Origin of the sequence: uncultured Corynebacterium sp. (assembly GCF_937999985.1) — a bacterium.
Taxonomy (GTDB): Bacteria; Actinomycetota; Actinomycetes; order Mycobacteriales; family Mycobacteriaceae; genus Corynebacterium.
The window spans coordinates 1-6,404 of sequence record NZ_CALLDG010000167.1; the positions used below are offsets into that span (position 1 = coordinate 1).

The window sequence follows — 6,404 nt, forward strand, 5'->3', positions numbered from 1 at the left end:
ACAATGCGCTGTCCGGCGGTCAGCTCACCGTTGGCGTGAGCGTCCAGCAAGCCCGCGACGGAAGAGGCAGAGGCTGGCTCGACGAAGATGCCCTCGCGGCCAGCGATGGTGCGGTAGGCCTCCAGGATCTGCTCGTCGGTCTGGGCGCGGAAGTCGCCACCCGACTCCTCCTTGGCGGCAACGGCCTGCTGCCAAGAGGCCGGGTTGCCGATACGGATCGCCGTAGCGATCGTCTCCGGCTCCAACACGGGCTCGCCCTTGACCAGCGGGGCAGCTCCGGCTGCCTGCACGCCCTTCATCACGGGGCGCTGGGTGGAAACGCCATCCTCCGCGTACTCGGAGTAGCCCTTCCAATACGCCGTGATGTTGCCCGCGTTGCCGACTGGCAGGAAGTGAACATCGGGGGCGTCACCAAGACAATCCACAATCTCGAACGCGGCGGTCTTCTGCCCCTCGATGCGCATCGGGTTCACGGAGTTGACCAGGGCGATCTCTGGGAACTCGGTGGTGGTCTTGCGCACCAGCTCGAGGCAGTCATCAAAGTTGCCGCGAACCTGGATGATTTGCGCACCGTGCATCACAGCCTGCGCGAGCTTGCCCTGGGCGATCTTGCCCTCCGGGATCAGCACGGCGGACTTCAGACCGGCTCGGGCCGCATAGGCTGCCGCGGAGGCTGAGGTGTTGCCGGTCGAGGCGCACATCAGGACCTTCTGGCCCTTGTGGAAGGCGTCGGTGACGGCAACGGTCATGCCGCGATCCTTGAAGGAACCGGTGGGGTTGGCGCCCTCGATCTTGAGGTAGACCTCGCAGCCGGTGATCTCCGACAGGTAGTTCGCGCGCAGCAGCGGGGTGCCGCCCTCGTTGAGGGTCACCGGTTCCCAGTCCTTCGCGAACGGCATCCGATCGCGGTACATGTTGATCAAGCCGGTCCAGTGGTTCAGAACCTTGTTCGTCATAGCTTCCCTGTCGTTTCTTCCCAGTTATCGGTCTTGGCTTAAAGCGCTCTTAGAGTTTAGCCTTCCATGCGGATGACGGAGTCAATCGCCTTGACAGCGTCGAGCTCCTTGAGCTTCGCCACGGTCTCTTCCAGGTTCTTTTCCTTCGCGCTGTGGGTGATGACGACTAGGCGCGCACCGTCGTTCAACCCTTCTTGACGCACGGTCTTCAGCGACACACCCTGCTCAGAGAACACGGAAGCCACCTCGGCCAGCACGCCCAGGCGATCATCCACCTGCATATCCACGTGGTAGCGGGTACGAACATCACCAAAGTTGGCGATGGGCAGGGAGGCGTAGGTGGACTCCCCTGGCCCGCGGCCGCCGAGCACGATATTGCGGGCCACGGCCACGACGTCACCCAGCACGGCGGAGGCGGTCGGGCCGCCACCGGCGCCGTTGCCGTAGAACATCAGGCGACCGGCGGACTCCGCCTCGACGAAGACTGCGTTGTAGGACTCAGACACGCTGGACAATGGGTGGCTGCTGGGGATCAGCGCCGGGTACACGCTTGCAGACACGGATTCCTTACCTTCCTCATCCACCAGGCGCTCACAGATAGCCAGCAGCTTGATGGTGGAGTTTGCGGCCTTGGCCGCTTCGATGTCGGCGACGGTGATGTCGCGGATGCCTTCGGTGTGCACGTCTTCGCCGGACACGCGGGTGTGGAACGCCAGGGAGGCCAGGATGGCGGCCTTGCTGGCGGCGTCAAAGCCGTCGACGTCGGCGGACGGGTCGGCTTCCGCGTACCCCAGCTCGGTGGCCTCTGCCAGCATCTCGTCGTAGCTGGCACCTCGGGTGTACATTGCGTCGAGGATGAAGTTGGTGGTGCCGTTGACGATGCCCATCACCTGGTTGACCTTGTCGCCGGCAAGGGAGCGGCGCAGCGGCCCAACCACCGGGATGGCGGCGGCAACAGCTGCCTCGAAGAATAGGTCCACTCCGGACTCGTCGGCAGCGGCAGCCAGCTCGTCAGCGTGAGCGGCGATGAGAGCCTTGTTGGCGGTGACGACGGACTTGCCGGCGCGCAGCGCCGCCAGCACGACCTCGCGCGGGTACTCGATGCCGCCGATGACCTCGATGACCAGGTCGATGTCGTCGCGGGCCACCAGGGACAGTGCGTCGTCCGTCAGCTTCTCCGGATCCACACCCGGGCGGGGCTTGGACAGGTTGCTGACGGCAATGCCTCGGACCTCCAGCGGGCCACCGATGCGAGCAGCGAATTCATCACTGCGCTCCTCCAGCAACCGCAGCACTTCTGCACCAACGGTGCCCATGCCCAGCAGAGCCACACCTACGGTCTGGCCGATTCCCTTGCCTGGCTTAAACTTCTGCTCGGTCATGTCGCTCCTTTGTCGCTCCTTTGTAAGGTCTCAATGAGAGGAAAGTTGGTAATTTTTTCTTAGGTTATCGCACCAATCTACCGTGCGACTAGACAAAGCTGTCCATTACCCCTGCTTTGCCCTGTATCCAGGGAGGTTACTCCTCCAAGGCCAGCACGTCGTCGATGGTTTCGCGGCGAATCATCAACCGAGCCTCGCCGTCGGACACTCGTACCACCGGAGGGCGGGTCATCATGTTGTAACGAGAGGCCATCGCGTAGCAATACGCGCCCGTGGCGCCGATCATCAACAGGTCCCCGGGACGAACGTCCTCCGGCACCAGCGCGTCATTGACCAGCACGTCGCCCGACTCGCAGTGGGAGCCCACGATGCGGGTCGGCAGCAACTCACCGTCGACCTCGCGGTTTGCCACGCGGCAATCGTATTCCGCCTGGTAGAGGGCGGGACGAATGTTGTCGCTCATGCCGCCGTCGACGGAGATGTAGCGGCGGGTCATGCCCTCGGCCACCTCGACGTCCTTCACCGTGCCCACCCGGTAGAGCGTGATCATCGCCGGTCCGGCGATCGCTCGGCCTGGCTCGACGTTGAGCTTCGGCTCTGGCACGCCGGCTGCCTCTGCCGCCTTGCGCACCTTGCTCTTAAGTTCGGACGCCACCTCTTCCACGTCCAAAGCCTCCTGATCTGGCATGTAGGCGATACCGTAGCCGCCACCGAGATCGAGGGTATCCAGCGACGTGGGGGCGTCCGACAGCGCCGCGGTGGAATCCAACAACTGCTTCCACAGGCCCAGCAAGCGCTCGGCGGCCAGGGCGAAGCCGGAGGCCTCGAACACCTGGGAGCCGACGTGGCAGTGCAAGCCGCGCAGGCGCACACCATCAGCGGCGTGGCACGCCATAGCCGCATGATGAGCCGCTCCGGAGGCCAGGGAGAATCCGAATTTTTGATCCTCGTGGCTGGTGGCGATGAACTCGTGGGTATCGACGTGCACGCCAGGGGTCACACGCACCAGCACATCCTGGGACTTCCCCAGCTCGCCGGCAACGGTGGACAGCGCCTCGATCTCCTGCAGCGAGTCCACGACGATCAGCTCCGCACCCTCGGAAACTGCCAGGCGCAGAAACTCCGGGGACTTGTTGTTGCCGTGCACGGTGATGCGCTCGGCGGGGAATCCCGCGGCCAGAGCGACCTGCAGCTCGCCGAGGGAGGCAACGTCCAGGGATAGCCCCTCTTCCATCACCCAGCGGGCGACCGTCTTCGAAAGGAATGCCTTGGAGGCGTAGTGCACGAAGTGCCCACCGCCGAAAGCGCTCGCCAGGCGGCGGCAGCGGGTGCGGAAGTCTTCCTCGTCCATCACGAACGCTGGCGTGCCGAACGTCTCGGCGATCTCGGTGATCGGCACGCCGCCGATGGTGACCTCCCCCTGTCGCTCCCCTGCCGTCTCGCGGCGAAGGGTCAGCGGGTAGACGTGCGCGGGAATCGCGTTGAACTCCGCGGTGCTGGCCGTGCGACGGCGCAACGGCGTGGAGTTCAGGTGAGTCTCCGGATCCAAGGGAATCTCCTAGGTGAGTGAATTATCGGCAGGGGGCGGGACGTGGTGGCGTCACAAAGAAAAACAACAACTACATGCGCTCCGGGGCAGACACACCCAACAGCTCGAGCGCATTGGCCAGGGTCTGGCGGGAAGCCGCTGCCAGGGACAAACGGGCGGCGAACAGGGCCTGGTTCTCGGCCACGGTCTGCTCGTCGTCGCTGGGCTTCGGCAGGATCTGGCAGGCGTCGTAGAAACGGTGGAAAGTGCCGGCAAGGGACTCGGCGTAGCGAGCCACACGGTGAGGTTCACGCAGCTCGGCGGCGGTCTTCACCACGGCTGGAAACTCGCCGAGGGTGCGAATCAGGTCGCCTTCGCGGTCGTGGGTCAGCAGAGAAAGGTCGGCGCCCTCGCGAGTAACCCCCAGGTCCGCGGCCTTGCGCGCCAGAGAGCACAGGCGGGCGTGCGCGTACTGGACGTAGAACACTGGGTTGTCGTTGGACTTCGAAGCCCACAGATCCATGTCGATATCCAGGGACGAGTCCACAGAGCTGCGGATCATCGCGTAACGGGCAGCGTCCACGCCGATGGCCTCCACCAGGTCATCCAGGGTGATGACGGTGCCGGCGCGCTTCGACATACGCACGGCCTTGCCATCCTTGACCAGGTTCACCAGCTGGCCGATGAGCACCTCCACCTGCTGCGGGTCGTAGCCCATGGCGGCAGCCGCTGCACGCAGGCGAGCGATGTAGCCGTGGTGGTCGGCGCCCAGCATGTAGATGCACAGGTTGTGGCCACGGTCGAACTTGTCGGCCACGTAGGCGATGTCGCCGGCGATGTACGCCGCGTTGCCGTCGGACTTGATGACCACACGATCCTTGTCGTCACCGAAGTTGGTGGAGCGCAGCCACCAGGCACCATCGGCCTCGTAGAGGTTGCCGTTGTCCTTGATCTTCTGGATCGCAGCTTCCACTGCACCGGACTCGAACAGGGAGTTCTCGTGGAAGTACACGTCGAACTCCGTGCCGAACTCCGCGAGGGTGCGCTTAATGTGGGCGAACATCAGCTCCACGCCCTGGGAGCGGAACAGCTCCTGTGCCTCTTCCGTACTGAGCTGCTGCCAATCCGGGTTGGCCTCCACAATCTGGGAGGCGATGTCCTGGATGTAATCGCCGCCGTAGCCGTCCTCCGGGGTGGGCTCGCCCTTCGCGGCGGCCACCAGGGAGCGGGCGAAGCGGTCGATCTGCGCGCCGTGATCATTGAAGTAGTACTCGCGGGTGACCTTCGCACCGCGGGCGGTAAGCACGCGCCCCAGGGAGTCGCCGACAGCCGCCCAGCGGGTGCCGCCCAGGTGGATAGGGCCAGTCGGGTTGGCGGAGACGAACTCCAAGTTGATGGCAGAACCCGCGAGCTCGTCACCGTGGCCGAAGTCTGCGCCGGCGGCAAGGATGTCCTCGACGATCTTGCCCTGCGCAGCGGCGGCCAGGCGGATGTTGATGAAGCCCGGCCCTGCGACGGTGGCTTCGTCGATGCCCTCGTGCGCGCCGAGGGATTCCGCCAGCCAGGTGCCGAACTCGCGAGGGTTCGTGCCGGCCTTCTTGGCCACCTGCATGGCGATATTCGTTGCGTAGTCGCCGTGCTCCGGGTTGCGCGGGCGCTCCACGGTGGCGCTCTCCGGCACCACGGAGGAATCCAGACCGTGGGCATCCAGGGTTGTGCGGGCAGTTTCGGTAATCAGTTCAGACAATTCAGCAGGAGTCACAGCATTAAACACTAGCAGTGAGGCAGGACAGCTTACGCAGTGGCGGAGGTGATTGAACTACTGCCCCGGTGCAGTGCTAGACTTTCAACCCGTATTGACGTGAACACAAAGTGAACCGCCGATACGCGCCTTCGTAGCTCAGGGGATAGAGCACTGGTTTCCGGTACCAGGGGTCGTGAGTTCGAATCTCGCCGAGGGCACGCTTGTTTTATTCGGATTCGTCCGATTTGCTCGGATCGAACCTCACGGAGTCGACGATCGCCTCGATCTCATCGTCTGACAGGGTGAGCGCCAAGATCTCTACCCCAGCGGCTCCACCGTCACCAGCAGAGACGAACACCCACGCGCCGTGCAGAGTCTTGCCGGATTTTTCATTCGTTGTCCATGTGGTCAGTTTGGCTTCGTCAGCGTTTTCGATATCCAGGTCGCGGGACTCACCTAATTCGAACTCTTTTCCGTGTGTGGTTCGGAACTGGGCGTTCACTTCGAAATACCCCATCGTTGCGGTTGCCGTGGGACCTTGCCCCTGGTCAGAACTCAGACGAATCACGTCCGTTGGTTCTTTGTCGGCCTCTTCGTCCGCGTTAGACCACGAGGTGGTGAAACCATTTTTTGTCGGTTTGAAGTCCTCGGTCTCTACCCAATCTTCTGGAACCTCGAGGGAAATCCGTCCCTCCTCGACGCGCTGCATTCCGTCGGCCGCGGATTTGCCTGAATTCTCAGCCTGATCCGACTCCTCAGAGGTAACAAGGCTGCACGACCCCAGCAAGGCAACT

At 63.6% G+C, this 6,404-nt stretch carries 5 protein-coding genes and 1 tRNA gene; 1 reads left to right on the top strand and 5 read right to left on the bottom strand.

Features of this window, described 5'->3' with window-relative positions; all coding sequences use genetic code 11:
- The 4 genes from thrC to argS form a co-directional block, all read right to left on the bottom strand.
- Positions 1-956: threonine synthase (gene thrC / locus Q0331_RS08005; RefSeq protein WP_298075861.1), on the bottom strand; the 956-nt coding region annotated here is incomplete at its 3' end.
- A gap of 56 nt (positions 957-1,012) precedes the next feature.
- Positions 1,013-2,338 (bottom strand): homoserine dehydrogenase, encoded by a 1,326-nt coding sequence (locus Q0331_RS08010; protein ID WP_034985613.1) that lies wholly within the window; start codon positions 2,336-2,338, stop codon positions 1,013-1,015.
- Positions 2,339-2,474: 136 nt separating this feature from the next.
- Positions 2,475-3,854, bottom strand: coding sequence for a diaminopimelate decarboxylase (lysA, locus tag Q0331_RS08015; protein WP_298075864.1), 1,380 nt, complete (start codon positions 3,852-3,854; stop codon positions 2,475-2,477).
- 103 nt (positions 3,855-3,957) lie between these two features.
- Positions 3,958-5,628 (bottom strand): arginine--tRNA ligase, encoded by a 1,671-nt coding sequence (gene argS, locus Q0331_RS08020; RefSeq protein ID WP_298075862.1) that lies wholly within the window; start codon positions 5,626-5,628, stop codon positions 3,958-3,960.
- A gap of 127 nt (positions 5,629-5,755) precedes the next feature.
- Here argS and Q0331_RS08025 point away from each other — a divergent pair.
- Positions 5,756-5,828, top strand: a tRNA-Arg gene (locus tag Q0331_RS08025).
- Between the two features lie 8 nt (positions 5,829-5,836).
- Here the strand turns inward: Q0331_RS08025 and Q0331_RS08030 are convergent.
- Positions 5,837-6,404 (bottom strand): hypothetical protein (locus tag Q0331_RS08030; RefSeq protein ID WP_298075863.1); only part of this gene is annotated, 568 nt, incomplete at its 5' end.